The sequence below is a fragment of the Yinghuangia seranimata genome, assembly GCF_029953285.1.
GTDB lineage: Bacteria > Actinomycetota > Actinomycetes > Streptomycetales > Streptomycetaceae > Yinghuangia > Yinghuangia seranimata.
Genome location: NZ_JASAOI010000026.1, coordinates 15,536 through 41,918, shown reverse-complemented (window position 1 = coordinate 41,918; position 26,383 = coordinate 15,536). Strand labels below are relative to the sequence as shown.

17 protein-coding genes are annotated in these 26,383 nt (G+C 73.6%); 2 read left to right on the top strand and 15 right to left on the bottom strand.

What is annotated here, in order from left to right; translation table 11 throughout:
* Positions 1–467 precede the first annotated feature (467 nt).
* On the bottom strand, positions 468–3,755 hold the full coding sequence (tmk, locus tag QI554_RS17470) for a dTMP kinase (protein ID WP_281470927.1): 3,288 nt from the start codon (positions 3,753–3,755) through the stop codon (positions 468–470).
* A gap of 183 nt (positions 3,756–3,938) precedes the next feature.
* Positions 3,939–6,785 (bottom strand): type I DNA topoisomerase, encoded by a 2,847-nt coding sequence (gene topA / locus QI554_RS17465; RefSeq protein WP_281470926.1) that lies wholly within the window; start codon positions 6,783–6,785, stop codon positions 3,939–3,941.
* A gap of 339 nt (positions 6,786–7,124) precedes the next feature.
* Here topA and QI554_RS17460 point away from each other — a divergent pair, with 339 nt between their 5' ends.
* Positions 7,125–8,717, top strand: a complete 1,593-nt coding sequence (locus QI554_RS17460; protein ID WP_281470925.1) for an MDR family MFS transporter — start codon at positions 7,125–7,127, stop codon at positions 8,715–8,717.
* On the opposite strand, the gene QI554_RS17455 is transcribed toward QI554_RS17460, so the two are convergent.
* The 5 genes from QI554_RS17455 to QI554_RS17435 all read right to left on the bottom strand — a co-directional run bounded on the left by QI554_RS17455 (position 8,704) and on the right by QI554_RS17435 (position 15,085).
* Positions 8,704–10,188: a class I SAM-dependent methyltransferase gene (locus tag QI554_RS17455; protein ID WP_281470924.1), complete on the bottom strand. Its 1,485-nt coding sequence runs from the start codon at positions 10,186–10,188 to the stop codon at positions 8,704–8,706. The two genes, QI554_RS17460 and QI554_RS17455, sit on opposite strands and share 14 nt — an antisense overlap.
* A gap of 235 nt (positions 10,189–10,423) precedes the next feature.
* Positions 10,424–11,179, bottom strand: coding sequence for a hypothetical protein (locus QI554_RS17450; protein ID WP_281470923.1), 756 nt, complete (start codon positions 11,177–11,179; stop codon positions 10,424–10,426).
* Positions 11,180–11,393: 214 nt separating this feature from the next.
* Entirely contained in the window at positions 11,394–13,790 is a 2,397-nt protein-coding gene (locus QI554_RS17445) for a sodium-translocating pyrophosphatase (protein WP_281470922.1), read from the bottom strand.
* A gap of 336 nt (positions 13,791–14,126) precedes the next feature.
* Positions 14,127–14,597: an ATP-binding protein gene (locus tag QI554_RS17440; protein ID WP_281470921.1), complete on the bottom strand. Its 471-nt coding sequence runs from the start codon at positions 14,595–14,597 to the stop codon at positions 14,127–14,129.
* A 146-nt stretch (positions 14,598–14,743) separates the two neighbouring features.
* Entirely contained in the window at positions 14,744–15,085 is a 342-nt protein-coding gene (locus tag QI554_RS17435) for an STAS domain-containing protein (RefSeq protein WP_281470920.1), read from the bottom strand.
* Between the two features lie 108 nt (positions 15,086–15,193).
* Here QI554_RS17435 and QI554_RS17430 point away from each other — a divergent pair, with 108 nt between their 5' ends.
* Positions 15,194–17,560, top strand: a complete 2,367-nt coding sequence (locus QI554_RS17430) for a DEAD/DEAH box helicase (RefSeq protein ID WP_425528000.1) — start codon at positions 15,194–15,196, stop codon at positions 17,558–17,560.
* 170 nt (positions 17,561–17,730) lie between these two features.
* Here the strand turns inward: QI554_RS17430 and QI554_RS17425 are convergent, their stop codons facing one another.
* From QI554_RS17425 to ssd, 8 genes are all read right to left on the bottom strand, one after another.
* Positions 17,731–17,955 (bottom strand): hypothetical protein, encoded by a 225-nt coding sequence (locus QI554_RS17425; RefSeq protein WP_281470918.1) that lies wholly within the window; start codon positions 17,953–17,955, stop codon positions 17,731–17,733.
* Positions 17,956–18,323: 368 nt separating this feature from the next.
* Complete coding sequence (locus QI554_RS17420; RefSeq protein WP_281471039.1) at positions 18,324–18,761, bottom strand: Rv3654c family TadE-like protein; 438 nt, start codon at positions 18,759–18,761, stop codon at positions 18,324–18,326.
* Between the two features lie 5 nt (positions 18,762–18,766).
* Complete coding sequence (locus QI554_RS17415) at positions 18,767–19,096, bottom strand: TadE family type IV pilus minor pilin (protein ID WP_281470917.1); 330 nt, start codon at positions 19,094–19,096, stop codon at positions 18,767–18,769.
* 46 nt (positions 19,097–19,142) lie between these two features.
* Entirely contained in the window at positions 19,143–19,385 is a 243-nt protein-coding gene (locus QI554_RS17410) for a DUF4244 domain-containing protein (RefSeq protein ID WP_281470914.1), read from the bottom strand.
* A 92-nt stretch (positions 19,386–19,477) separates the two neighbouring features.
* A complete protein-coding gene (locus QI554_RS17405) occupies positions 19,478–20,245 on the bottom strand; it encodes a type II secretion system F family protein (RefSeq protein ID WP_281470913.1) in 768 nt (255 codons plus the stop codon).
* 384 nt (positions 20,246–20,629) lie between these two features.
* Entirely contained in the window at positions 20,630–21,487 is an 858-nt protein-coding gene (locus tag QI554_RS17400) for a type II secretion system F family protein (protein WP_281470911.1), read from the bottom strand.
* A 941-nt stretch (positions 21,488–22,428) separates the two neighbouring features.
* Positions 22,429–23,571, bottom strand: coding sequence for a TadA family conjugal transfer-associated ATPase (locus QI554_RS17395; protein ID WP_281470910.1), 1,143 nt, complete (start codon positions 23,569–23,571; stop codon positions 22,429–22,431).
* A 1,070-nt stretch (positions 23,572–24,641) separates the two neighbouring features.
* On the bottom strand, positions 24,642–25,757 hold the full coding sequence (ssd, locus tag QI554_RS17390) for a septum site-determining protein Ssd (protein ID WP_281470909.1): 1,116 nt from the start codon (positions 25,755–25,757) through the stop codon (positions 24,642–24,644).
* Positions 25,758–26,383: the final 626 nt, after the last annotated feature.

Genomic DNA, 26,383 nt, shown 5'->3' with positions numbered 1-26,383 from the left:
GGCGCGCAGACGCCGCACCGGCGGCAGGCCTGCGACGCGGTGCGCGCCCTGTTCGTGGCGGCTGCGGCGAAGCGGGGCCGAGCGGGAACCGGCGGTGGCCCTTTGTGGGGCCGTAGCGCCCGTCGGGGCCGTAGCTTGCGGCGCCGGCGTACACCGTTCGGCGGCCTCGTCGGCGCCAGGGCTTGCGGCGCCGGCGGCCGCGCTGCGGCGGCGTCCTGGCGCGAACCGGCGACAGCCCTTCGGGGGGCCCACCGCCGGCTTCAGCGCTCCGTCCCCGTCACGCTGCGACTCGGCCTCGTCGGCGTCCAGACGTGGCTCCGCGCAGCCTCCGCATGCCGGGTTCCACCGCTCGTCGGGACCAGCCGCAGCCGCGGCCGGGCCTCGGCTCGGCCTCGTCGGTCTCTGGGTGTGGAACCGGCGGTGGCCCGTTGTGCGGGCGCACCGCCGGGGCCGGCGTCTCGTCGGGGCTAGGGCTTGCGGCGCCAGCGGGTGCGCTTTGGTTCGGCCTCTTCGGGTTCGGGGCGGGGGTCGGTGCGGCCCCAGGGGCCCAGGAGGTCGTCGGCCAGGGTGTGGTCCGGGTCGTCGCCGTTGAGCTGGTCGGGGGTGAGGGCGGGGAGGACGGCCGTTTCGTCGGCGGGGGCCGGGTGGTCGGCCAGCGGGGGGAGCTTGCCGTTGGCGTCCAGCTTCAGCTTGGGGATCTGCTGGGTGTCGTCCTCGGATCCGGCCGGCGGTTCCTCGGTCGGGCCGGGGCGGACGACCTGGAGTTCGGTGGTTTCCGGCTCGGTGGTGTCCGACGGGGCCTCGGGGTCGGCCGGGAGGGTGCCTTCCGGGGCTTCCGGGGCATCCGGGGCGGAGCCGTTGGCTGTGCTCAGCGGGGTGCCGTGGAGGGGGGTCTCGTCCTCGTCGGTGACCATCGGGGTGCCGTGGAGCGGGGTCTTGTCGGCTTCCGCGGCGAGGGCGGCGGCTTCCTTCGCGGCGCGGGCCTGGGCGGCCGCGGCGGCGACGACGGCGCGGGCCGCGTCCGCCTCGGCGGCGCGGCGTTCGGCCTCGGCGAGACGCAGGGCCTCTTCGGCGCGCTCGCGCTCCTCCGCGCGGCGCTGGGCCTCGACCGCGCGGGCGGCGGCCTCTTCGCGGCGGCGCGCGGCGTCCGCGGCGGCCTGCTCCTCGCGGCGGTGCCGCTCCTCCTGGGCGCGGCGGCGGCGCTCGGCCTCGGCGGCGCGCTCGTGCTCGGCGGCGACGCGGTCGCGTTCGGCGCGGAGGGCGGTCTCCTCCTCGATGCGCCGCCGCTGCTCGTCGCGGATGCGCTCCTCTTCGTCGGCCCGTCGGCGGGCCTCCTCGGCGCGTCGCTCGGCCTCCTCCGCGAGCCGCTTCTGCTCCTCGGCGCGGCGGGCGGCCTCCTCTTCGAGGCGCAGGCGATCGGCCTCGGCGCGCTGCTTGGCCTCCTCGGCCAGGCGGACGGCCTCGGCGGCCAGGCGCTCCTGCTCCTCGGCGCGGCGCCGCACCTCCTCCTCGGCGCGGATCCGCTCCTCCTCCGCGCGCTTGGCGGCCTCTTCGGCGAGGCGCTGCTGCTCGGCGAACCGCTGGCGCTCCTCGCTCTCGGCGCGGAGCCGGGCGATGAGGGCCTGCTTCTCGGCCTCGGCCTGGGCGCGCTCGGCCTTGCGGCGCTCCTCTTCCTCGCGTTCGCGGCGGGCGAGCTCCTCGGCCTGCCGCTTCTCCTGCTCGGAGACCGGCAGTTCGCGGTCGAGGCGGTGGCGGATGGCGGTGGTGACCGCGTCCGGCTCCTGGGCGGCGTCCACGACGAGGTACCGGTCGGGGTCGGCGGCGGCCAGGTCGAGGAACGCCGCGCGGACCTGGTGGTGGAAGCTCTGCGGCTCGGACTCGAGCCGGTCGGGCGCCTCGGTGAAGCGCGCGTGGCCGATCTCGGGGTCGAGGTCGAGCAGGATCGTCAGGTCCGGCGTGAGGCCGTCGGTGGCCCACCGCGAGACCCGGGCGATCTCGCGGGTGCCGAGGTCGCGGCCGGCGCCCTGGTACGCGACGGACGAGTCGACGTAGCGGTCGGTGATGACGATCGCGCCGCGGGCGAGCGCGGGGCGGATGACGGTGGCGACGTGTTCCGCGCGGTCGGCGGCGTACAGCAGCGCCTCGGCGCGCGGGTCGATGCCGGTGTTGTCGATGTCGAGCAGCATCGCGCGCAGCCGCTTGCCGATCTCGGTGGCGCCGGGCTCGCGGGTGACGACGACCTCGTGGCCCTTGCTGCGGATCCACGCGGCGAGCGCCTCGACCTGGGTGGACTTGCCGACGCCTTCGCCGCCCTCGAGCGAGATGAAGTAGCCGGGGGTGCCGGCCGGGCGCCCGTTGACGTGGTCGACGTTGCGGGCCGAGTCGATCAGGTCGCGCACCAGCGGGGTGCCGGGCCGGTCGTCGACCAGCCGCAGCGCGACGACGCCGAGCAGCACGACGACGACGCCGGTGCCGGCCAGCGCCATCGCCGAGCCGTTGTAGGTGAACACGTACCGGGAGGCGGTCCAGGTGTGCAGCCCGATGGCGCCGGCGATCAGCGCGCCGGCGGCGAGCCCGACCACCAGCGTGATGCGCGCGGCGGCCTGGACGAAGGCGAACGCGCGGGTGCGCAGGTCCTCGCCGGCCTCGAAGCCGAACAGCGTGTAGCCGGTGACCCACGCGATGCCCGCGAGCGCGCCGAGGGCGGTGGTCAGCACCACGGTGACGACGACGTTCGGGATGACGCCGATGAACAGCAGCACCACGCCGGTGGCGGCGACGGCGATACCGAAGAGCCGGCGGCGGCTGAACGCCGGGACGACGCGCGGCCCCCACAGCAGGCCGAGCGCGATGCCGCCGAGCAGGGCCAGGAAGACCGTGCCGTACGCGGCGTTGCCCGCCTTGAGTTCGGCGGTGTACAGCGGCGTGAGCCCGACCAGGACGCCGCCCGCGAGGAACAGCGCGAGCAGGCCGGTGACGAGGCCGCGCGTGGTGCGGCCGTTGCCGAAGACGCGGCGCCCGTCACCGAGGACGGTGAGCGGGTTGGCCCGCCGGGCGCTGACCGCGCGGCCGCGGGTGGGCATGCGCAGCATGTACACGCACACCGCGGACACCAGGTGGATCGCGGCGGTGACGAACAGCGCGATGTCGGACGGGTGGGTCTGCAGCGTGGAGACCGACGGCACCAGCAGCCGGGTCAGCAGCGAGAGCAGGATGAACAGCACGGCCGCGGCGGGCGCCGCCGCGTAGCCGGTGACCAGGTTGAACTGTGCGGCGGTGGCCAGCCGTTGGCGCGGCACGAGGTTGGGCACCGTCGCGTCCCGGGCCGGACCCCAGAAGGCCCCGGCGATGCCGCCGAGGGCGGTGGCCGCGAGGATCCACCACAGTTCGTCGACGAACGGCACGGACACGAGCAGCCCGAACCGGATGACGTCGCACACCGCCATCGTCCAGCGCCGGTCGAGGCGGTCGACGATCTGGCCGGCGAGCGGCGCGACGAGCGCGGCCGGCACGAGGCGCAGCACGAACACCGCGGCCACGGCCGCGGCGAAGTCGAGGTAGTCGCCGTCGACGGTCCACAGTGCGGCGGATGTCAGCGCGAGCAGGCCGAGCCAGTCCGCGAGCGCGGACGCGGCGACGGCGGTCCAGAACCGGCGGTACGGGGCGATCTTCAGGACGCCCCCGATACCGTGCACGGGATCCGTGGCCCGGGGCGGTATGGCCGCCTCGGCCTTCTGCTGCTCGGCTTGCGTCATGCCGTCAACCCTAGCCGGGACGGCGGGGCGGGAAACGACGTTCGATACGGCGTTTCCCCACGGCCTCGGCGTGGTCCGTCACACTTGCGTCACGGCCGCGGCGGTACGCGCGCGAGCCCCCGAACAGTTGTCCGGGGGCTCGGCCTTTGCCCGGTTTCCGGCCACGGCCGGCGGGGTGCCGCGTCAGGTCGTCTTCTTGGCCGGAGCCTTCTTCGCTGCTTGGCTGGTGGTCTTCTTCGCCGGAGCCTTCTTCGCCGGGGCCTTCTTGGCCGCCGCGCGCTTCTTGGGCGCGGGGCCCTTGGCGCGCTTCTCGGCGAGGAGTTCGTAGCCCCGCTCGGGGGTGATCTCCTCGACGCTGTCGGCGGCCCGCAGCGTGGCGTTGGTCTCGCCGTCGGTGACGTACGGGCCGAAGCGGCCGTCCTTCACCGTGACCGGCTTCCCGCTGACCGGGTCGGTGCCGAGCTCCTTCAACGGGGGCTTGGCGGTGCGGCCGCGCTGCTTCTCCTGGGCGTAGATGGCCAGCGCCTCTTCGAGGGTGACGTCGAAGAGCTGGTCCTCGGTCTGCAGCGACCGCGAGTCCGTCCCCTTCTTCAGGTACGGGCCGAAGCGGCCGTTCTGCGCCGTGATCTCCTCGCCGCTGGCCGGGTCGACGCCGACCACGCGCGGCAGCGAGAACAGCTTGAGCGCGTCCTCGAGCGTCACGGTGTCCAGCGCCATCGACTTGAACAGCGACGCGGTGCGCGGCTTGGGCCCCTTGGCGGCGGCCTTCTTCGCGGTCTTCTTGGCGGTCTTCTTCGCCGCGGTCTTCTTGGCCGGCGCGGAGCCCTCGGCGTCCGCGACCGGCGCCGGCTCGGGCTCGGCGGCGGCCGGGGCCGCCTCGGGCTCCGGCAGCACCTCGGTGACGTACGGGCCGTAGCGGCCGTCCTTGGCGACGATCGTGTGGCCGGTCGCCGGGTCGGTGCCCAGCACGTAGTCGCCGCTCGGCTTGTTGAGCAGCTCCTCGGCCTTCTCGACGGTCAGCTCGTCCGGCGGCAGGTCGGCGGGCACGTCCGCGCGCTGGTCGCCGCGCTCGACGTACGGGCCGTAGCGGCCGACGCGCAGCACGATGCCCTCGCCGACCGGGAAGGAGTTGACCTCGCGCGCGTCGATCGCGCCCAGGTCGGTGACCAGGTTCTTGAGGCCCTCGAGGTGGTCGCCGGACTGGCCTCCGGGGGTGTCCTCGCCGAAGTAGAAGCGGCGCAGCCACGGGACCGACTCGGTCTCGCCGCGCGCGATCTGGTCGAGGTCGTCCTCCATCTTCGCGGTGAAGTCGTAGTCGACGAGCCGGCCGAAGTGGTTCTCCAGCAGGCCGACGACGGCGAACGCGATGAAGGACGGCACCAGGGCGGTGCCCTTCTTGAAGACGTAGCCGCGGTCGAGGATCGTGCCGATGATCGACGCGTACGTCGACGGGCGGCCGATCTCGCGCTCTTCCAGCTCCTTGACCAGCGACGCCTCGGTGTAGCGGGCGGGCGGCTTGGTGGCGTGGCCCTCGGGGGTCAGCTCGGTCGCGGTGAGCGGGTCGCCCTCGTCGACCATCGGCAGCCGGCGCTCGCGGTCGTCGAGCTCGGCCTCGGGGTCGTCGGAGCCCTCGACGTACGCCTTGAGGAAGCCGTGGAAGGTGATGATCTTGCCGGACGCGGTGAACTCCGCGTCCCGCCCCGGCAGGCCCTCGGCCTCGGCCGCGACGCCGCCGATGCGGACCGTGACGGACTGGCCGACCGCGTCCTTCATCTGCGACGCGACGGTGCGCATCCAGATCAGCTCGTAGAGCCGGAACTGGTCGCCGGTCAGGCCGGTCTCGGCGGGCGTGCGGAAGCGGTCGCCGGAGGGGCGGATCGCCTCGTGCGCCTCCTGCGCGTTCTTGACCTTGCCGGCGTACGAGCGCGGCGCGTCCGGCAGGTACTCGGCGCCGTACAGCTCGCGGACCTGCGCGCGGGCCGCGGTGATCGCGGTGTCCGACAGCGTGGTCGAGTCGGTACGCATGTAGGTGATGAAGCCGTTCTCGTACAGCTTCTGGGCGACCTGCATCGTCGCCTTGGCGCCGAGGCCGAGCTTGCGCGAGGCCTCCTGCTGGAGCGTGGTGGTGCGGAACGGCGCGTACGGCGAGCGGCGGTACGGCTTGCGCTCGACGGCCCGCACCGAGAACGCCGCGGACTCGAGCGCGGCGGCCAGCGCGCGGGCGCCGGCCTCGTCGACGTGCAGCACGTCGCGGCCCTTGAGCTGACCGTCCGGGCCGAAGTCGCGGCCGGTGGCGACGCGCTTGCCGTCCAGGTTCACCAGGCGCGCGTTGACGGTGCGCGGGTCGCTGGCGTCGCCGGCCCGGCCGGTGTCGAAGGTGCCCAGCACGTCCCAGTAGGACGCGGAGCGGAAGGCGCGGCGCTCACGCTCGCGCTCGACCACCAGGCGGGTCGCGACCGACTGGACGCGGCCGGCCGACAGCTTGGGGCCGACCTTCTTCCAGAGCACCGGGGAGACCTCGTAGCCGTAGAGCCGGTCGAGGATGCGGCGGGTCTCCTGGGCGTCGACCAGGCGCTGGTTGAGCTCGCGCGGGTTGGCGACGGCCGACTGGATGGCGTCCTTGGTGATCTCGTGGAAGACCATCCGGCGGACCGGGACCTTCGGCTGGAGGACCTCCTGGAGGTGCCACGCGATGGCCTCGCCCTCGCGGTCCTCGTCCGTCGCGAGGAAGAGTTCGTCGGCGTCCTTCAGGAGCTTCTTGAGCTTGGCGACCTGCTGCTTCTTGTCCGCGTTGACGACGTAGATCGGCTCGAAGTCGGCATCGACGTTGACCCCGAGACGGGCCCACGACTGGCCCTCGTACGCGGCCGGGACCTCGGCGGCGCCGTTGGGGAGGTCGCGGATGTGACCCACGCTGGCCTCGACCACGTAACCGGGCCCAAGGTAGCCCTTGATCGTCTTCGCCTTGGCGGGCGACTCGACGATGACGAGTCGACTGCCTTCGCGCGCGGTCTCGCTGCTCGGGGACACCTTCGCTCTTCTCTCCAGGTTGCTGGTGGCGGCCGGGGCCTTCAGGGGACTGTAGCCGCCGGGTGGCGGAGTGTGACGGTACCCCAGCCCCCGAAGTCAAACCGGCCCTGCCCGGTATACGACACGGATCGGCCCGATGCCACTCGAACGGTAACGCGCACGCAACCGTTCCCGCTTCCCGGGCCGCTAACCCTCCGCCACCTCGGACGCCCCGGGCGCGCCGCTGGCGCGTTCGGGGCCTCGATGGTTGCGCGGTACATCTTGCTTCCTCGACCACGGCCCGTAACTCTGATGGGCCATCAGATCTGCGCCGGGCCGAATGAGGGAGGCGGTTCCCCCATGAGCCGAGAGGCCGCCGCCGAACCGGCGACACCCCTCGCCGAACCCGACATATCCGCAGCTCAGCGCCGCACCGTCGGGACCGGGCTGCTGATCGCGATGTTCATCGCCGCGTTGGCCAGCACCGTGGTCACCACCGGCCTGCCGACGATAGCGGGCGAGCTCGGCGGCGTCGACAAGGTCTCCTGGGTGGTCGCCGGACACCTCCTCACCAATTGTGCCGCTACCCCGCTGTGGGGAAAGCTGTCCGATTTGTACGGTCGCAAGCCGCTGCTGCTCACCGCCATCGGCGTCTTCACCGCCGGCACGGCACTCTGCGGCTTCGCGGACGGCATATGGCAGCTGATCGCTTTCCGCGCCGTCCAGGGCGCCGGCGTCGGCGGAATGATCACGCTCTGCCAGGCCGTCATCGGCGACATCGTGGCCACCGCGGAGCGCGGCCGGTGGCAGGGCTGGATCGGCGCGGCCTTCGCGTCGTCCACCGCGATCGGACCGCTGCTCGGCGGCGTCTTCGTCGACACCGTCGGCTGGCGGTGGTGCTTCTTCGCCATGCTGCCGTTCGCGGTACTCGCCTTCGTGGTCATCCAGCGCAGCCTGACCCTGCCGCCGCGCCGCGCCGACGTCTCCGTCGACTACGCCGGGGCGCTGCTGCTGGTCTCCGGGGTCAGCGCGCTCCTGCTGCTGGTGTCCTTCGGCGGGCAGCGCTTCGCGTGGACGTCGGGCACCGCGTACGCGCTGGGCGGCACCGCGCTCGCGCTGCTCGCCGCGACCGCGCTGTGGGAGCGGCGGGCCGCCGAACCGCTGTGGCCGCCGCGCATGTTCCGCAGCCGCTCCTTCACCGCGCAGTGCGCGTCGGCGTTCCTCATGGGGACCGGCATGTACGCGTCGATGGTCTACCTGCCGCAGCTCTACCAGCTCGGGCGCGGCTTCAGCGCGACCGAGGCCGGGCTGCTGACGCTGCCGTTCATCGCCGCCAACTTCGTCGGGTCGACCACGTCCGGACGGCTGATCGGGCGCACCGGACGGGTCAAGCCGTTCCCGGTCATCGGCATGGCGCTGTCCACCGCGGCGGCCGTCCTGTTCGCGTGGCAGGTGCGCGCCACCGACGCGCCCGCCGTCGCGCTGTGGCCCGCGATGGTCGTCGCCGGACTCGGCATCGGGTTCACCTCGCAGGTGCTGATCCTCGCGGCGCAGACCACCGTCGAACGCCGCGACCTGGGCGTCGCGACGTCGTCCATCTCCTTCTTCCGCACCCTCGGCGGCACCATCAGCACGGCCGTCTTCGGCGCCGTCATCGCGCGGCGCTTCACCGACACGCTGCCGGACGCGCTCGCCGCGCACGGCGCCGCGGAGGCCGGCGGCCCGGGGCTCCCGGCCGGCGGCACGGCGCTCCCCCGCCCGGAAGCCCTCCGCGGCTACCCGCAGGCCCTCCAGGACGCCGTGCACGACGCGTATTCGGCCGGCATCAGCGGCGTGTACCTCGTGGTCATCCCGTGCACGCTGCTGGGACTCGCGGCCGCCGCGTCGATGCGCGACACCCGCCTGCCGGTGAAGCGGGCGGGTGCCGACAAGGCATCGGTCAGGGGAACATGAGGAAGCCGTCGGCGACCAGCGACCGCAGCGGGCCGGGCACCGCCTCGCGCAGCGCCAGCCGGTCCTCGCCCAGCAGTTCCGCGATCGCGTCGACGATCGCGCCCGCCGTCAACCGGCCGTCGCTCGCCCCCGCCAGCGCGGCGCCGACCGTGTCCACCCGGTCCGCACGGCACATGCCGCGCTGCTGGCGCAGCACCACGTACTCGGGGTCCTCCGCGCCCGGCTGGCCGGTCTGCTCCTGGAGGACCGCGGGCGCCAGCGTGAACGCCGTGTCCAGCAGCGCCGCGTCGTCGTGCGCGCGCAACGCGTCCTGCCGCGCGAACCACGCCGCGACCTCGGAGCCCAGCGGCTGCTCGACCGGGTGCGGCCAGTCCTCGACGTGCACCACCGGATCGGCCGAGCCCGACTTGCGCAACGTGATCCAGCCGAAGCCGACGCCTTCGACGCCGTCCTGCTCGAACGCGTCCAACCACGCGTCATAGCGCGCCGCGTACTCGGGGCTCTGGTGGTCGCCGGCGTCGCGCAGCCACAACTCGGCGTACTGCGCCGGGTCCTGCACCTCGCGCTGCACCACCCACGCGTCGCACCCGGTCGGCGCCAGCCAGTCCCGCAGCCGGTCGTGCCAGTCCTGGCCCTTCACGTGCTGCCAGTTCGCCAGCAGCTGGCAGAACCCGCCGTCGGCCAGGTACGCGGGCGCCTGCCCGACCAGGCGGCGGCAGATCCCGTCGCCGGGCAGGCCGCCGTCGCGGTAGGTGAACCGGCCCTTCGGCGAGATCACGAACGGCGGGTTCGACACGATCAGGTCGTACGTCTCGCCCTCGACCGGCTCGAACAGGCTGCCCTCCGCCAGGCCCACGTTCGACACGCCCGACAGCGCCATCGTCAGCCGGGTCAGGTCCAGGGCCCGCCGGTTCACGTCGGTGGCGGTCACCGAACGGGCGTGCCGCGACGCGTGCAGCGCCTGCACGCCGCAGCCCGTGCCGAGGTCCAGGACGCGGTCGGCCGGCTCGCGGACGGTGATGCCCGCCAGCGTCGTCGACGCCCCGCCGATGCCGAGCACGTGGTCCGGACGCAGCGGCCCGGACACGCCGCCGATGCCGCTGCCGAGGTCGGAGACCACCCACCAGTCGGTGTCGGCCTCGCCGTACGGCCGGATGTCGACCAGCGCGCGCACCTCGTCGCCGTCCCGTTCCAACAGGCCGCCGGCCACCGCCTCGTCGAACGGCAGCGCGCCGAGCGCCTGCGCGTACGGCACGCGGGTCTGCAGCAGGAACAGCCGGATCAGCGTCGCCAACGGGCCGCCGTCGCCGCGCAGCGCGCGCAGCGCCGGGACGGTCTCGCTGCGCGACAACGCCCCGTAGGCCTGCGGCCCGAGCGCGTCGAGGCAGCCGTCCACGGTGTAGTCGGCGTCGTCCAGCGCGGCACGCAGCCGGGCGACCTGGGAGGAGTCGTGCATCGTCACAGACACCATCCTGCCTCGCCCGCGGCGCGGATCGGCCACAGGCGGGGCGGGACACTGCGGCGCGACCCGTATGCGCGGCTCGGGACGGGTGGACGAGGTCACGACGAAGCGGCACCCCGACGTGCCGCGCGGGCTCCGACGGCGGAACCGTCGGACGTGCCGCGGCGGATCACCGTGAGCCGATCGCCGCCCGCCCACGCGGCGGTTCGGATCGGGCGGGCCCGCCCGCCCGTGCGGCGGACCGTCACGTGGCGGCGGGGGCCGGCGTGCTCGTCGCGGCGGCGGGCGTGCTCGCGGCGGGAACCGGCGTGCTCGCGGAGGGAGCAGGCGTGCTCGCCGCGGGCGTGCTCGCCGCCGGGGCCGGCGCACTCGCAGCAGGGACAGGCGCGTTCGCGGCGGCGGCCGGAGTGCTCGCGGCAGGGGCCGGGACGGTCGCGGCGCAGCCCGGCGTGGCGGCCAGGGCCTTGCCCAACTCGCCCTTGTGGAGCTCCTCCAGGGCGCTGCGGGAGCCGGCGGTGTACTTGGAGATGTTGGGCTGGAGCGCGCGCAGGGCGTCGGCGAAGGCCTTCTGGTCCGTCGTCGGGAGCGCCTCGACCTCGGTCTTGAGGCCGTTCCAGCCGGTGGCGGCGGCGCGGAGCTCGCCCGCGGCGGCGACGGCCTGGGCCTTGCCGTTCTTGACCACGGGGTCGCCGGCGTTGTCGAGGGCGACGGCCAGTGCGGTGTCGGCGTCGGCGAGCTTGGTGACGTCCGCGGCAAGGCGGGCCTTGAGCGCGTCGGGCGTCTCCTTGGGGACGACGGCGTTCATGTCGGCGAGCGCGGCCTTGGACTCGTCGATCTTGCCCGTGACGTCGGTGGTGCACACCTTCGCGGCCCAGTCGGCGAGCGCCTGCTTGTTCTTGTCGTCGCCACCGCCGCTGTCGCTGCACCCCGCCGTCATGGCCAGCAGGGCGGCCGCCGCGACCACCAGCGCCGGGAGTTTCGCCGGGTTCTTCCTCGCCACGCTCGTCTCCGTCTTTTCGCATCGCCGTTACGCCTCGGGCGTGTCCGAGGGTCGCATACGACGCGGGCGGAGGGGGCGCGGGCCGGCCCCGGCCCCCCCCCCCCCACCCCGGGGGGGGGGGGGCGCCCCCCCCCCCGCGGGGGGGGGGGGCGCCCCGCGCCCCCCCCCCCCCCCCCCCCCCCCCGACACTCGGGTGCGCCTGTCGCGCGCCCCGTCAACCGACCACCGCTTCGGCCTCCTTCGCGCCGTGGTTGTTGTTAGGGGTGCCGACGGCGATCGACTTCCGCTTGCTGAACCACACGGCGCCGATGATGACGAGGATCGCCAGCACCGCGATGCCGGCCCGCAGTCCGCCGCTGGCGTGCTCGCCGACGGTCAGCTTGACCACGGCGGGGGCGATGAGCAGCGACACGAGGTTCATGACCTTCAGCAGCGGGTTGATCGCCGGGCCCGCGGTGTCCTTGAACGGGTCGCCGACGGTGTCGCCGATGACCGTCGCGGCGTGCGCGTCGGTGCCCTTGCCGCCGAACGTGCCGTCCTCGACGGTCTTCTTCGCGTTGTCCCACGCTCCGCCGGAGTTCGCGAGGAACACCGCCATGAGCGTGCCCGCGCCGATCGCGCCCGCGAGGTACGCGCCGAGCGGCGCGATACCGAAGGCGAAGCCGACCGCGATCGGCGCCATCACGGCGAGCAGCCCGGGGGTGGCGAGTTCGCGCAGCGAGTCACGTGTGCAGATGTCGACGACGCGTCCGTACTCCGGCAGCTCGGAGCCGTCCATGATGCCCGGCCGGGTGCGGAACTGCTCGCGCACCTCGAACACCACCGCGCCCGCGGCGCGCGAGACCGCGTTGATCGCCAGGCCGCTGAACAGGAACACCACGGCGGCGCCGAGGATCAGGCCGACGAGGTTGTTCGGCTGCGAGATGTCGAGGCTGAAGGACAGCGTCTGCAGCCGCGACATGCCCGCGAGCGCGTCGGCGCCGACCTCGCTCTGCGCGGTCTCGACCGCGTCGCGGTACGAGCCGTACAGCGCGGTCGCGGCGAGCACCGCGGTCGCGATGGCGATGCCCTTGGTGATCGCCTTGGTGGTGTTGCCGACCGCGTCGAGGTCGGTGAGCACGCGCGCGCCCTCGCCCTCGACGTCGCCGGACATCTCGGCGATGCCCTGCGCGTTGTCGGACACCGGTCCGAAGGTGTCCATGGCGACGATGACACCGACGGTCGTCAGCAGGCCGGTTCCCGCGAGTGCCACGGCGAACAGCGCGAGCATGATGATGCCGCCGCCGAGCAGGTACGCGGCGTAGACGGCGATGCCGATGAGCACCGCCGCGTACACCGCGGACTCCAGGCCCAGCGAGATACCGGACAGGATGACCGTCGCCGGGCCGGTGAGCGCGGTCTTGACGACGTCCTTGACCGGGCGCCGCGACGTCTCGGTGAAGTAGCCGGTGAGCTGCTGGATCACCGTGGCCAGCACGATGCCGATGAGCACGGCCACCAGCGCGAACACCCGCGGGTCGCCCGAGTGGTCCAGGATCGCCCTGCCGGTCTCGGTGGTGCTGGAGAGGCCGTCGAGCTTGCTGAACTTGTCGGGCAGGTAGGCGAACGCGGTGATGCCGACCAGGACCAGGGAGATCGCCGCGGACAGGAAGAAGCCGCGGTTGATGGCCGTCATGCCGCTGCGGTCGCCGGTGCGCGGCGCGACCGTGTAGATGCCGATGACCGCGGTGACGACGCCGATCGCGGGCACCAGCAGCGGGAACACCAGCCCGGCGTCGCCGAACGCGGTCCTGCCGAGGATGAGCGCGGCGACAAGGGTGACGGCGTACGACTCGAACAGGTCGGCGGCCATGCCCGCACAGTCTCCGACGTTGTCGCCCACGTTGTCGGCGATCGTCGCGGCGTTGCGCGGGTCGTCCTCCGGGATGCCCTGCTCGACCTTGCCCACCAGGTCGGCGCCGACGTCGGCGGCCTTGGTGAAGATGCCGCCGCCGACACGCATGAACATCGCCAGCAGCGCGGCGCCGAAGCCGAAGCCCTCCAGCACCGTCGGGGCGTTCTCGCGGTAGATCAGCACCACGAGCGCGGCGCCGAACAGGCCGAGGCCGACGGTGAACATGCCGGCCACGCCGCCGGTGCGGAACGCGATCCGCATCGCGGCGTGCGAGCCCTCGGGCCCGGATCCGGCGCGCGCGGCCGCGGCGACGCGCACGTTGCTGCGCACCGCGAGCCACATCCCGGTGTAGCCGGTCACGGCGGAGAACACCGCGCCGACGAGGAAGAACAGGGAACGGCCGATGCGTTGGCCCCAGCCGTCGGCCGGGAGCAGCATCAAAAGGAAGAACACCCCGGCGGCGAACACCGCAAGGGTGCGGAACTGTCGGGTCAGATACGCCGCGGCGCCCTCCTGGACGGCCGCGGCGATGCGCTTCATGCTCTCCGTGCCCTCGTCGGCGGCGAGCACTTGGCGTACCAGTACCGCCGCGACGCCGAGGGCGGCCAGCGCAATGACCGCGACCACCACGACGTACGTCAGGTCGCTCCCGGCGACTTGTGCGGCGGACGAGCTTGCTGTGACGACGGCTGGATCGGTGTGTTGGAGCCCGGACATGCGTCCTCCATCGCGAGGGATGTTTCGGACTGGCTGCTCAGACGGGCGCTAGACGATCTTTTACAACGTGAATGGGAGTGTATGCAAATGATCAAGAACACACCATTGAAATCTTCATGATCATAGCAAATTACTTATGAAATACGCGTGCTTTGCCGCGTAACGGACAATCCCCAGGTTAAACAGGTTTTCCCGGCCCCACGCCGGGATATGGCGGGCTTCCCGCGACCGCCCCCGGACACGACAACGGCGGGCGGCCCGGGAATCGGGCCGCCCGCCGTACGTCGAAATTCACCCGCCCGGCGCACCGGGCGCCATGCGCGCGCTAAGGGGAACTCAGAGCTCCGTACCGCCGCGCTTGTCCTTCGCGGACGGCCACGACATCCGGATGACGCCGCCTTCCGCGCCGGCCTTCACATCCAGCTCGTCGACCAGGCCGAGGATCACCGCGAGGCCCAGCTCGCTCTCCCCGACATCCAGGCTCGCGCCGTTCGCGGCCGCGCCGGATGCGTCCGCGGCGGACCCGTTGGAACCGCCGACGCCGGCCGCCACGGGCTGCGGCACCGCGTCCCGCACCTCGATCGAGAAACGGCCCTCGCCGTCGTCCAGCGTCACCGTGACGGGCTCTTCGCCGCCCATCTGCCGGGTCAGCCCGACCGCGCGCAGGCACGCCTCGCCGACCGCGAGCCGCACTTCGTCCAGCACCGATTCGGCCACGCCCGCGCGGCGCGCGACAGCGGCCGCGACCAGGCGCGCGGTCCGGACGTGCTCGGGAAGCGCGGTGAAGCGCAACTCGACGATGGCCATAGATCCCCCAGCCGTACTTGCCGACGATCCGACCGGCGGTCTATCCGGTGCGAAGCGCTACGTGGTTGAGCGGTGGCGGGCGGAACGCCCCTCCGCCGGGAGCGGACGGGCGCTCGCGATCAGTCCTTCGCCATCAAGCCCGTCAGTCAGTCCGTGGCCGCAACGGCCTCGGCGACTGTGGCATGGATGGGGAACACCTTCGTCAGGCCGGTGATGCGGAAGATTTTCAGGATGCGCTCCTGAGTGCACACCAGGCGCAGCGAGCCCTCATGCGCGCGTACGCGCTTGAGCCCGCCGACCAGGACGCCCAGACCCGTCGAGTCCAGGAAGTCCACGCCCTCCATGTCCACGATCAGGTGGTAGCTACCCTCGTTGACGAGGTCCACCAATTGCTCGCGAAGTTTGGGGGCGGTGTACACATCAATCTCGCCGCCCACCTCGACGACCGTACGGCCGCCCTCGGTTCGGGTCGACAGGGACAGGTCCACGGATCCTCCAGCACCTTGCTATCGAGCGGTCGCCCCCCAAGGATCGGCAGCCGCCAAGGCATTCAACCACTTATGGGCGCTACAGGACGATGAATCCCACGACATTCGATGCGAGACTGGTGCCCGATGTCGCCCAATCCACACTCTCAGGAAGCCCTGTTGGGCCGCCTCCTTGCGGTCCGCGCGCAACCTGATCGAGTGACCCACGTTCGGCGGATACCCCCTCGCGAGGGCAGGCCCACCGTGTGGCCCGATTGGGCGCGCCCGGAAGTCGTGGACGCTTTTCGGGCGGCCGGTATCGACCACCCCTGGGAACACCAGGCGCATGCCGCATCGGCCGCCGTGTCGGGCCGGTCCGTGGTGTTGGCGACCGGCACCGCATCGGGCAAGTCCATGGCCTACCTGCTGCCGGTACTCACCGCCCTCTTGGAGGGTACCCGGGCTCCGAACGGACGTGGTGCCACCGCGCTCTATCTTTCTCCGACAAAAGCACTCGCAGCGGACCAACTCCGGGCCGTGGACGCGCTGCGCGGCGCCGGAACCGGGCTTTCCGCCGTCCGCGCGGCGACCTTCGACGGCGACACGCCGACCGAAGTACGCCGCTGGACCCGCGCCCACGCGTCGTACGTCCTCACCAACCCGGACATGCTGCACCGTTCGCTGCTGCCCGGACACCGCACGTGGTCGGCGTTCCTCAAAACGCTGAAGTACGTCGTCATCGACGAGTGCCACACCTACCGCGGCGTCTTCGGCTCGCACGTCGCGCAGGTGCTGCGCCGACTGCGCCGGATCTGCCTGCGCTACGGGTCCGACCCCGTCTTCGTGCTGGCCTCCGCGACCGTCTCCGACCCGGGCGGCTCGGCGGCCCGGCTCATCGGCGTGCCCGACGGCGACGTGGTGGAAGTGACCGACGACGCCTCGCCGCGCGGCGGCCTGACCTTCGCGCTGTGGGAGCCGCCGCTCACCGACCTCAAGGGCGAGCGCGGCGCCCCCGTACGCCGCACCGCGACCGCCGAGGCCGCCGACCTGCTGGCCGACCTCGTCGCCGACGGCGTGCGCACCATCGCCTTCGTCCGCTCCCGGCGCGGCGCCGAGGTCGTCCGCGTCATCGCCCGCGACCAGCTCCTCCGCATGGACCCCGGGCTCGCCGACCGGGTCGCCACCTACCGCGCCGGCTACCTGGCGCAGGAACGCCGCGACCTCGAACGCGCACTGCACGACGGCCGATTGATGGGCGTCGCGGCGACCACCGCCCTCGAGCTCGGTGTCGACGTCTCCGGCCTGGACGCGGTCCTCCTCGCCGGCTACCCCGGCACCCGCGCCTCCCTGTGGCAGCAGGCCGGCCGCGCCGGACGCTCCGGCCAGGAGGCGCTCGCCGTCCTCATCGCCCGCGACGACCCGCTCGACACCTACCTCGTGCACCACCCCGAATCACTCTTCGACCGCCCCGTCGAGGCCACCGTCCTCGACCCCGACAACCCCTACGTGCTCGCGCCCCACCTGTGCGCGGCCGCCGCCGAAATGCCACTGCAGGACGCCGACCTGGAACTCTTCGGCCCGGTCGCCGCCCCGCTGCTCCCCGGCCTCGAACGACGCGGCCTGCTGCGCCGACGCAGCACGGGCTGGTACTGGACCAGCCCCGAACGCGCCACGGACCTGACCGACATCCGCGGCGCCGGCGGACAGGCGGTGCGCGTGGTCGAGGAGGGCACCGGCCGCGTGCTGGGGACCGTCGACGGGGCGGCCGCGCACAGCGCCGTCCACCAGGGCGCGATCCACCTGCACCAGGGCGAGACCTTCGTGGTCGTCCACCTCGACCTCGAAGACGCCGTCGCCCTCGTCCGGCCCGCCGCGCCCGACTGGACGACGTCGGCCCGCGAGAAGACCGACATCCGGGTGCTGGAAGAGGTCAGGTCCGAGGACTGGGGCGCGGCCCGCCTCCACTTCGGCGCGGTCGAGGTCACCAGCCAGGTCGTGTCCTACCAGCGCCGCCGCATCGTCACCGGCGAAGTCCTCGGCGAACACCGCCTCGACCTCCCGGAACGCTCCCTGCGCACGCGCGCCGTGTGGTGGACCGTCACCCCCGACCAGGTCGCCGAGGCCGGCCTCGACGACTCCGAACTCCCCGGCGCCGCCCACGCCGCCGAACACGCCTCGATCGGCCTCCTGCCCCTGTTCGCGACCTGCGACCGCTGGGACATCGGCGGCGTCTCCACAGCCCTCCACCCGGACACCGGCCTCCCGACGGTCTTCGTCTACGACGGCCACCCGGGCGGCGCAGGCTTCGCCGAACGCGCCTACGCCACGGCCCCCCGCTGGCTCTCCGCAACCCAGGAGGCCATCGCGGCCTGCGAATGCGAATCCGGCTGCCCGAGCTGCGTCCAATCCCCCAAATGCGGCAACGGCAACCACCCCCTCGACAAGGCGGGAGCAGTGCGGCTCCTGGGAGTCCTGCTACGGGGCCGGCCGGAGTAGGTCCGGACGGGCCGAGAGCGGCGCTCGACCGAGGGCTTGGACGAGGCGGGACGGTGCGGCGGGTGGTAGCCCTGGACGGGGCCGAGAGCGACGCCCAGCCGTGGAGCGTGGCGCGCCAGCCGGCGCTGGGGCGGACGAGCGCGAATCGTGGCCCGGTCACTCACTGACGTTCAAGGTCGCGCAGTCCGCGACCCCCAGCTCGGACAGCACCGCCCGAAGCCGCTCCAGGGCCGCAGCAGGGTCGGAGTCCGGCGCGAGCTCGAGGTCGAGATGGAGCGACCCATACCGCTGCCCGCGCCGGTGACCTCGCCGTCGAGCTCGAACGCCGCCTCGAGAGCCTCCTCGACCTCGTCACGATCGATCGGCAGCCCCACGAACACGATCTCGACGAACACTCCGGTCCTACCTCTCGACCCGGCGAACCGTAGCGGTCAGAGCACTAGAGGGCGCGGAGGAGCGAGTAGGCGGGTCGCGGAGACCGTCCGCGCACAGGCGCGGCGGGGCCGGTTCGGGGCCGTCCCGGGTCGCGGCGGGGTGGCGCGGCGGCCCGGGACGGGGTTGGTGCGCGGTGCGGGGCCGACCCCCGTGCGACCCTGCGCGCACCGGTCAGGGCGTCAGGCGCGGGTCCGCGCGGCCTGAGCGCCCGTCAGAGTCCGGACGACTGAACGGTGTTCGTTCGAGTTGAGCCAACGATCGGAAAGCGGGCGGGACACGCCGTGTCGGACCTGGTCGGACGACTCCACCCGCACGGGGCCGTGCGCCGTCAGCGTGGTCCGGCGCGCGCCGGTACGCGGGCGGCGCCGAAGCGGTCGAGCGGGCGCACCGGACGGACCTCCGCGACCACGTCCGCGAACCCGGACCGCACCGTGCACCCCACCAGCACCGCCCGGTGCCGCTCGGCGAGTCGTCCCGCCGCGGCGCAGGCCTCGGCCTCCGCCGCGCCGAGCCCGGCCTGCGTGGCGGCGGCCAGTGCCGCGGCATCGGCCGCCGAGGCAGCCCGGTGCCGGGCACCGACCGCGCCGCCGTAAGCCAGCACCACCAGGACCGCCCAGACGGGCACCAGCGCCCAGACCGCCGCCCACACGGTCGCGGAGCCGGAGTCGGGTCGGCGGACGGCTGTGGCCGCAGCCCCGACCGCACCGCCGGGACGGCACCGCCTGCGCCGCCGGGTCATGGCGCCGTCGGGCCGGGGCGCCCGCATCCTGGTCACGGCGGCACCGCCTCGTCGACGGCGACGGCGGAGTACCGGACCGGGATGTGCACCGCGGACCACAGGCCCGGCAGCCGGGCGTCGGCCGTGACGGTGAACCGGACCAGCCCGTCCTCGGCGACCAGTTCGGTACGCGCGCCCCGAGGCGCGGTGCCGAGCGCGGCCGCCGTCGCGGCGTCGGGCGGCTGGCCCCGCGCCGCCGCGCGGGCACCGGCCTGGGCGGCGTCCACGCACCGAATCTGGGCCACGACCGCGAGCACGGCCAGGGTCAGCCCCAGCACGAACAGGACCAGGACCGGCAGCACGACGGCGGTTTCGGCCGTCACGTAACCGGCGTCGCGCCGTGGCCGGATCCTGCGGGTACGGCGCCGGTCAGAACGACGCATTGAGCGCCTTGCCGATGATCCCGCTCAACGCGGTCATCACCGAGTCGCTGGTGACGACCTTGTAGAGCACGCCGCCGAACGCGACAGCCGCGACGGTGCCGACGGCGTATTCGGCCGTCGACATGCCGGATTCGTCACGGCTGGCACGCCCTAGACGGACCAGGACGACGTGCGCACGGCGGCCGATCCGCTGTCGGATCGCGGGCGGGGCGGTGGGGTTCGCGGACATGACGTCTCCTTCGACAGTCAGGTGTTCGTACGGATGGCAGGACGGGCTCGGGAGGCTTTGGAGCGGCTTGGAGGCCGCCGCAGGGCCGGATTTCAGCCAGGGTTGAGCAGAGGGCCGGCGAGGCCCACGACGACGGGCACCACGCCCACGCACAGGAACGCGGGCAGAAAACACACGCCGAGCGGCACGGTCGCGCGCACGGCGGTGCGGCGTGCGACGGCGGTCAGTTGGCGCCGCTGCCGCTCGCGGGCCTCGTCGGCGAGCCGGGCGACGCGTTCGGCGAGCGGTGCCCCGCCGTCGCCTGAGCGGGCGAGGGCACGGGCCAGTGCGGCGAGTTCACCGTGCCGAGCCAGTTCCGACCACGCGCGGACCGGGTCCGCGCCGAGCCGGACCGCGCCGGACGCCGACCGCAGTTCGTCACCGAGCGGTCCGCCGACGGCATCCGCGACGGTGGCCACCGCGTCGACCGGCGTCGCACCCGCGAGCAGGCACGCCGCCAGCAGGTCGGCGGCGGTCGGCAGATCCGCAACCAGCCGGGCATGGCGACGAAGTTCCCCTGCCGGAGCACGGCCGGCGAGCCAGCGGGCGACGAGCGGCGCGAGGACCGCGCCAACCAGCAGCCCCGCCGGGCCGCCGACCAGGACGGCGGCCGAAAGCCCGCACAACCCGGCCGCCGCACGACGCCGCGAACGCGGACCGGACGTCTGTGGCCCGGGGTTCGGATCGGTCAATGGCACCGAGCCGACGCCGAGCCCGCGCGGCGTACGTCCAATCGGCACCCCGAACCACCCGGCCAGCCCGGCCGAGGCCACGCAGAGCCCGACGACGGCCGTGTCCGGCATACCGGTCGGATCAGCCATCGGGACCACGCCTGGAGAGCAGTGCGGGTAGCCAAAATGCCGATGGCATCGCCCTGAGAGGCCATGGGCGCTTGATCGCACAGCCTCGCGGGCCCGCGGATCGTGGAGGTCGCGACGGCAACGACACATGTCCGGCGGTATGCGAACGCGAGTTCGCGCACCCCGAGAGCGCCAGGAGTTGCGACAGCCACAACGCCCCCACACCTCCGGCAGGCTGTGAACCCCACCTCGCGCGCCCCGAGAGGGCCGCGGGTCGTGGACACCTCCACGACGGCGGCACGCCAACGGCAGGCCGCGAACGGGTCTCTGGGCGCTCGTTGTCGGGTCCGGCGTCCCGTCCCGACACTGCCTGCGGTGCCGCGCCAGGGATGCGGCGAGGCACCGTCACCACCCCCTGCACGCGTGGTCGGCGATGCGGTCGGTCCAGGTGAGTCCCGCAGCCGTCAGCGCAAGGCCGAGGGTGAGACACAGGACGCCCAGCGGAGTTCGTAGGAGGACATCGGTCGGGTGGGCACCGATCCCGGTGCCGAGGAGCACACCGAACAGCGGCAGTCCAGCGAGGAGTCGGGCCGTCGAGCGTGCCCCGGCAAGCTCGGCCGTCAGCTCGCCGCGCCCGGCCTCCTCGGCGCGTAGGCCCGCGGCGACGCGGTCAAGGGCGGTCGCGAAGCCTGCGCCGCGCTCGGCCGCGACCCGCCAACAGGCGGCCACGCGGGCGAGGGCCTCCGCGCCGGGCGCGGACGCGGTCCGGGTCAACGCGGCCGGGATGTCCCCGCCGACACGGGCCACGGCAACGGCCTCGACCAGCAGGCCGCGCATCGGCCCGTCGAGCGTCCCCGCGGCGAGGGTGAAGGCCTCGAAGACGGGCTGCCCGGCGCGGAGTTCGGCGACCATCGCGCCGGCCAGGTCCGCGGCCTCGGCCCGGACCCGGTCGGCGTCCCGTCGCGCCTGGGCACGCCGCCGTCGCCGTGCGGCATAGATGGCGGCAGGCGGGCCCAGCAGCGCTGCGACGGGCGACCACAACGCGAACGCGGTCACCCCAGTGGCGGCGAGCACCACGGCCGCGGTACGCACTCCGGGATCAGCCGACCAGGCCACCACGCGGACCCGCAGCTCCGCTGGAGCCGATGGTGAGTCGCGTTTCCGGTTCGCGGAGTTCACGACGGCGATGGCTCCGACCCGGGTCCGCCCGGCCCGCGCGCCGGCAACCAGGATCGCGACGGCCACCAACGCCGGTGCGGCCACGGCCGCGAGGGAAGGTGAATGAGGAAGCAGCAGGTCAGGCACGGGTCCTCCCAAGGTCTGTGGGACGGGGAATGGAATGTGGTCACCGGTGCGCGCACTGCGGCGCATGTGGCGTGGCAGGCCATGAAGTGCGCGCGGGGCGACTGGGGTTGGGCGCGGGGGCTGGCGAACGGGCAGGTGTACGACGCGTGTCAGCGCGCCCCGCGGTGTTTCATAGGAGGTCGTCATGGCCCGGCGTCCTCCAAGTACGCCGAGTACGAGTTCTGACCGGGGAGTAAGCCAGGCCTGGCGGCCCTCCTCGCGCCGCTCCCCAGCCGACGGCTGGGGAGCCTTCCCATGTACGGCACGAAGGAAGGCCGCCAAGGCTTGGCTCAGCACGACGCGGCCTGTCCGACACGAGTTCGAACACACGGCCTGCTCGCGCCAGCCGCTGGACGGGACGCCTATCGGCGCGCAGTCCGCGTCGAGCACGCTGCGGCAGATGTGGCGCGTCACGGCGGGAAGTACCCACGAGACGGTTGAGGTTGGGGCACGGCGCCGCCGACCGCGCGGCCCGACGGGCGTCCGCGCAGGACGCGCCCGGGGCGCCGACGATGCCTCCGTGATCGAGTCGCGGCCTGGCGCAGGTACCGCGCAATCTGCGCGGCCGTCGGCCAGGACTACTTCGTCGCTGAGGCCGGACTGACGGCGATGGTGACGCCATCACCGAGCGCAGCCCGGCGGTTTCGGCAACCCGGCCGCGCAACCGGCCCGGCCACCGCCCACGAGCCGGCACCCAGCAGGGCGCACAGCACCGCCCCGAGCCGGTATCCGGCGGGGCACCGCCCCAGGTAGGTGGCCGGGGCATGTTGCCGACCTTCCTGGGGCCGTGCTCTCCGCGTTTGGCCGGGCTCCGGCGCGCCGTCATGAGCCTGGTGGGCCTCGGGGCCGATCGACGGACCTCATGGGCGCCACCAGCCCGTCAGCAGCGCACACAGGCGGGCGTAGCCGGGGCCCGGGCGGGGTGAGGTGGAACGTTCCATGATCAGTGCGGGGACGGGTCGGACCCGGCCGGTCGGGTCGCGGTCGAGGACGTGGATCTCGGCGATCCGGCGCAGGCCGTCGCGGTCGCGCACGAGGTGCACCACGACGTCGAGCGCGGCCGCGAGTTGGCTGTGCAGCGCGTCCCGGGTCAGCCCTGCTGTGGCCGCCAGCGCCTCGAGACGGGCTGGGACGTCCTCGGCCGAGTTCGCGTGCACCGTGCCGCAGCCGCCTTCCGCGCCCGTGTTCAACGCTGCCAGCAGTTCGGTGACTTCGGCCCCGCGGACCTCGCCCACGACGATCCGGTCCGGGCGCATCCGCAGCGCCTGGCGGACGAGGTCCCGCAGTGTCACCTCCCCCGCGCCCTCGATGTTGGGCGGACGCGACTCGAGCCGCACGACGTGTGCGTGCCGAGGGTTGAGCTCGGCGGAGTCCTCGATGAGGACGAGGCGTTCGGCGGGATGCGCGGTACTGAGCAGGGCGCCCAGCAGTGTGGTCTTGCCGGTCCCGGCGCCACCGGAGACCAGGAACGCCACCCTGGCCGCCACGACGGCGCGCAGCAGGTCCGCACAGGTGGGGGCGAGCGCCCCGGCGCGTACGAGGTCGGGCAGGCCCATCGCGGTCCGGCGCGGAACGCGTAGTGACAGACAGGTGCCGCGCACGGCGATCGGTTTGAGGACGGCGTGCAGGCGTGTCCCGTCGGGCAGCCGCGCGTCGACGTACGGCGACGCGTCGTCGAGGCGGCGGCCGGCGGTGTTCGCGAGCCGTTGGGCGAGCCGACGCACTGCGGCGTCGTCCGGGAACGTCACCGGTGCGCGCTGTGGGCCCGCGCCTCGATCGACCCAGACCTCGTCGAACGCGTTGACCAGGACGTCGGTCGTCTCAGGGTCGGCGAGCAGGGGGTCGAGCGGACCGGCGCCGACGATCTCCGAACGGAGCGCGCGTAATACGGCGAGCACTGCGGCGTCGCCAAGTACTCGTCCGGCAGCCCTGACCGCCTCGGCGACCGCGGCGTGCGTCGGTTCGCTCCCGTCGGCGGCAAGCCGTGCCCGTACGTCTTCCACAAGCTGTGGATCGAGCTGCGGCTCGCCCGACTGTTGATCAGTGCCCGCGGGTGGTGCGACGGGAGGTCGCCCCGGAGGCCGCGCGGGCGGCTGGGCAGGCGCCGGAGTGGGCGCCGGGGCCGGCGGCACCGGCGGTGGTGCCGCCGGCCGCGGAGGCGCGATGGGCGCCTGAGGCGGGAGCGGAGCGAGTGACGGCGCGGCCGGGTAGACGCCCGGGACGGGGACGGCGGGGCGAAGTCGCGATGTGGTGCTCATGGGTGGGGCTCCTGAACGACGATCGAGTGCGGGACGAGGTGACGTCAGGTCGACTGGTGTGGAGGCTCATCGAGGCCTGCGGGGCCGGATGGGCGCCTGAGGCTGGAGCGGGGCACATGACGACGACGCCGGGTGGACGTCGGGGCGTGGACGGCAGGGCGAAGTCGCGACGTGGTGCTCATGGGTGGGGCTCCTGAACGGCGGTCGGGTGCAGGACGAGGTGACGAATCCGGAAGAGACAGGCGGGCGCGCGGGCGGCCGCAGGACCGGCCGACGGACGGGCCGGGGAATCCCTGGAAGGTCAGCGACGCGGAAGGCCCGTACCGCGGAAGGTCATCGGTGGGGAAGGTCGGTCGGCGGGGAGGCACGCAGGGCGCCCTAGGGCGCGAACGCCGCCCGCTGGAACGGCGGCAGAGGCAAAGGACGGACCGCACGCCGGCGTGATCGACCAGGCCGTCGCACTCGTTCCCCGCCCGCGTTGCAGCAACGCCGCACCCGACAGTTCGTCGCGCGGCAGCCGCCGTACAGGGGTGGCACCGGGTGGGCCATGTGCGGGCAGGACCGGTCGGCCAGACGCGCCCGCTCCGCGCCGACGCGGGAACAGGCCCGCACCCACCAGCCCGTCCCGTGGCGGCCGTATCCAGGCCGCGGCAGCATGCGCCGGCTCGCACGCGGGCCGGATCGGCCGCCGTGTCTGACGGCCTGGTCACAGCGCTCGGCGCTTCCGGCTCGGCGTCGGGCACGGGCCGGTCGCGCCCGCTCCGCGCCAAGGTGGCAACGGCGCCGCACACGTCGGCCCGTCACACGCCCGCCCCTCATGCCGCTGCCGTCTCGGGTGTGGCCTCGTCCCAATACGCGCGGCAGAAGCGGGCTAGGGGACCTTTGGGGCGGTCGCCTGGGGGTTTGCCGCGGTCGGTGGAGTCGACGAGGCCTGGTTCGGGCTTGAGTTCGCCGGCCAGGGGGAGTCCTACGTTGGCGGCGATCTCTGTGGAGGTCAGGCCCAGGGGCCATGGGCCGCGGACCACGGCGCGCAGGTCGCGGACGGTGGGGCGGAAGAGGGCGACGATCTGCGCCGTGGCGGCGATCGCTCGGAGTTCGGCGGGGATGACGACGAGGGCGGTGCCGCATTGGGCCAGGGCCTCTTCGGCGGCGGGGTCGGGGCGGCGGGGCATGTCGACCACGACGACCTCGTGCCGGCGGCGGATGGCGCCGACGATGGCGCGGACCGCGTCCTGCGACACGTCGGCGGGTGAACCCCGGTCCCAGGACAGGACGGTGAGGCCGTGCAGGCGGGGCAGGGCGGCGGACAGGGCGCCGCCGTCGACGCGGCCTCGGGCGCCGGTCAGGTCGGGCCAGCGCAGGCCGGTCTCGGTCTCGCCGCCGAGCAGGATGTCGATGCCGCCGCCGAACCGGTCGGCGTCCACCAGCGCGGTGTTCCGGCCGCGGCGTGCGGCGCCGACGGCCAGGGCGCCGGCGAGGGTGCTCGCGCCGGCGCCGCCGCGGCCGCCGATCACGGCGACGGACAGGGCGGTCGCCGAGGCCCCGTCCGCGACGTCGGCCAGCCGGTCGATCAGCCAGGTCTCCGCGTCGGGCAGGAAGACCACGTGGTCGGCGCCGACGGCGACGGCACGCCGCCACACCTCGGCGTCGTCGAGGTCGGAGCCGAGCAGCACCAGGTCGTCGCGGCGCGGGAGGCCGCAGCGCACCGCGTCGTCCGCCACGTCGTCGCCGACGATCACGAGCGGGCTGGCGGTCCACGCCGCGCGGGCGGCGCCCGCCTCGACGTACACCTCGGGCTCGATGCCGGTGGCGGCGCACAGCCGCAGCAGTGCGTCGAGCATGTGCGCGTCGGCGGTGACCAGCAGCGGGCGGGGCGGGCCCGGCGGCCGGGGCGTCCTGGGGAAGGACGGCGGCGAGGGCGGCGGAGACATGGCGGTTCCTCCCTGCGGGCGGACCGGCCGGCGCGCGGGGCGCGGGCGGGCCTGGATGTGCTCGGGAGGTCGGGCAAGTCGCGGGGCCGGGGCCGCCGCGCGCGTTCACATCGTCAATGGCCACATGGTTCCGGTCCGAGTGCTCGGAGCCGGGTCTCTGCGGCCTCCCGAAGGGGTCGGATCAACCATGCCCCACCGCGACCGGGGTCCGCGGCCAACCCGGGTTCTCCGCCGCAAAGTTGTGGATAACGCGACTCCTGTGGATACCGAAATCACCCGAACGAGCGATGAGGACGAAGCGATCGAGTGGTTATGCGAGCGCGGAGTGACGAAAATCGCAGAACCCCCCGTACACAAGCGCCTACACCCGGCCACAGTGCGAACCGGACATCCGACACCACCGACCGCGCAGCCAAGTCCGCGGCCAACTCAGGGAAAACCGAAGGAAGTTGCCGGAAGCTGCCGGAACTCGTCAGAACGCGCCGGAACTTGTCGCTTCCCCCGGGAAACCGGAAATCCCCGACGAACCGCGAACCACCCCCGTAAGACCGGCCACAGGCCGCCCGGAGCCCGTAAGCGGAACGAGGCATCGCAGGTCGCGGCGCTGGGTACGTACTCCCTGCCGG

Excerpts from the sequence above, each read along its gene's own strand:
- QI554_RS17410 (WP_281470914.1), bottom strand. The coding sequence starts at position 19,385 with ATGTCCGCGAACCCCACCGCCCCGCCCGCGATCCGACAGCGGATCGGC.
- QI554_RS17440 (WP_281470921.1), bottom strand. The coding sequence starts at position 14,597 with ATGGCCATCGTCGAGTTGCGCTTCACCGCGCTTCCCGAGCACGTCCGG.
- ssd (WP_281470909.1), bottom strand. The coding sequence starts at position 25,757 with ATGTCTCCGCCGCCCTCGCCGCCGTCCTTCCCCAGGACGCCCCGGCCG.
- QI554_RS17455 (WP_281470924.1), bottom strand. The coding sequence starts at position 10,188 with ATGGTGTCTGTGACGATGCACGACTCCTCCCAGGTCGCCCGGCTGCGT.
- QI554_RS17445 (WP_281470922.1), bottom strand. The coding sequence starts at position 13,790 with ATGTCCGGGCTCCAACACACCGATCCAGCCGTCGTCACAGCAAGCTCG.
- QI554_RS17430 (WP_425528000.1), top strand. The coding sequence starts at position 15,194 with ATGCGAGACTGGTGCCCGATGTCGCCCAATCCACACTCTCAGGAAGCC.
- QI554_RS17460 (WP_281470925.1), top strand. The coding sequence starts at position 7,125 with ATGAGCCGAGAGGCCGCCGCCGAACCGGCGACACCCCTCGCCGAACCC.
- tmk (WP_281470927.1), bottom strand. The coding sequence starts at position 3,755 with ATGACGCAAGCCGAGCAGCAGAAGGCCGAGGCGGCCATACCGCCCCGG.
- QI554_RS17420 (WP_281471039.1), bottom strand. The coding sequence starts at position 18,761 with ATGCGGGCGCCCCGGCCCGACGGCGCCATGACCCGGCGGCGCAGGCGG.
- QI554_RS17405 (WP_281470913.1), bottom strand. The coding sequence starts at position 20,245 with ATGGCTGATCCGACCGGTATGCCGGACACGGCCGTCGTCGGGCTCTGC.